The organism is Streptomyces chiangmaiensis (assembly GCF_036281785.1).
GTDB lineage: Bacteria > Actinomycetota > Actinomycetes > Streptomycetales > Streptomycetaceae > Streptomyces > Streptomyces chiangmaiensis.
In genome coordinates this window covers 1-1,242 of record NZ_JAYWVC010000594.1, presented here as the reverse complement: position 1 = coordinate 1,242, position 1,242 = coordinate 1, and the positions used below count along the sequence as shown (strand labels likewise).

General features: G+C 65.7%; 4 protein-coding genes. 1 reads left to right on the top strand and 3 read right to left on the bottom strand.

What is annotated here, in order from left to right; translation table 11 throughout:
* The 3 genes from VXC91_RS45835 to VXC91_RS45825 all read right to left on the bottom strand — a co-directional run.
* Positions 1–195, bottom strand: a 195-nt coding sequence (locus VXC91_RS45835) for a nitroreductase family protein (RefSeq protein WP_329513247.1), incomplete at its 3' end; no start/stop codon positions are given.
* A gap of 59 nt (positions 196–254) precedes the next feature.
* Entirely contained in the window at positions 255–596 is a 342-nt protein-coding gene (locus VXC91_RS45830; protein ID WP_408057637.1) for a carboxymuconolactone decarboxylase family protein, read from the bottom strand.
* Complete coding sequence (locus tag VXC91_RS45825; RefSeq protein WP_329513245.1) at positions 545–802, bottom strand: carboxymuconolactone decarboxylase family protein; 258 nt, start codon at positions 800–802, stop codon at positions 545–547. Before VXC91_RS45825 ends, VXC91_RS45830 begins: the two co-directional genes overlap by 52 nt.
* 190 nt (positions 803–992) lie before the next feature.
* On the opposite strand from VXC91_RS45825, the gene VXC91_RS45820 reads away from it, so the two are divergent.
* Positions 993–1,242 (top strand): TetR/AcrR family transcriptional regulator (locus VXC91_RS45820; RefSeq protein ID WP_329513244.1); only part of this gene is annotated, 250 nt, incomplete at its 3' end.

The window sequence follows — 1,242 nt, the reverse complement described above, 5'->3', positions numbered from 1 at the left end:
CTCGCCCAGGTTGTTGGCGAGCCGCTCTTTGCCTTCGGGCGTGGCAAGGACGTAGAAGTGGTTGGGCTGTACGTTCACCGACGAGGGCGTCGAGCGCAGGAACCTCAGCAGCTGCTGAAGTGTTTCCTCCGGAATGGTCTTGCTGGGGTCGAAATACCTGGTGAGGTGCTTGTTCATGAGCTTGTCGAGATTCATTGTCAATCTGCCTTCTTCCTGCGATGAGAGGGTGAGGAGCGGTGGTTGGCGGGCGGCGGTCAGCCGGGCGTGCCGACCGGGCTGACGGCGGGGATGTCGATGTCGGTCTGGTTGACGTTGTTGATGAAGTTGGTGAGCAGGAACTGCACTGCGACCGCGACGATCGCCAGGATCTGCGGGTCGGTGTACCCGGCGCCTCGCACGGCGGCGAGGTCGGCGTCGCTGACCTGCCCGCGGCTGTCGACCACCCGCTGGGCGAAGCGGGCAACCGCGGCGCGCCGGGGATCGGTCGAGCTGCCGGCGCGGGCCAGGTCGATGTCGTCGCCCGACATGCCGCCGAGTTCGGACGCTACGTAGGTGTGCATGGACAGGCAGTAATCGCAGCCGTTGGCTTGCGACACGGCCAGCGCGATGGTGTGCCGGGCTTCGCGTCCAGAACCCGGCTCAAGGCGGCCTGCAGGCCCGTCACGACGTCGAGAACGGCCGGGTTCGACGCGAGGGTCTTGAACATGTTCGGGACGAAGCCGAACTGCGCGCCGATGGTGTCGAGAGTGCTCTGCGCGCCGGCAGGGACATCGTCGGGAGCGGGAACGGTCAGCCGTGACATGGCGGATCAGCCTCCGATGGGTAGGTGAGTGGTCATCGGCGGGCCCGGGCCAAACTCGCGGTGCTGAAGAGGTCCAGTCCCCGTGGTGACTGCGGCCTCGCCCGCATTTTTTGGGCTGCCCGGCCCACTTCTCAAAGTTAACGTCCTCCCATCCTGGGCTGTCAAGCCCAATCTGGGGTTACCCTGAAGCATGACCACCACCACGGCAGCACCGACGCCCGACAAGCTCACGTCCAAAGGGCAGGCGACGCGTGCCCGCATCCTGGAGCAGGCTGCTGAGCTCATCTACACCAAGGGTGTCCACGCGACGAACAACGAGCAGCTCCGCCGCGCCGCCGGCGTCAGCGGATCGCAGCTCAACCACTACTTCCCGAACAAGGAGAGTCTCGTCCTGGCCGTCATCGCATGGCAGGCCGACCGCGTCCTCACGTTCCACCGCA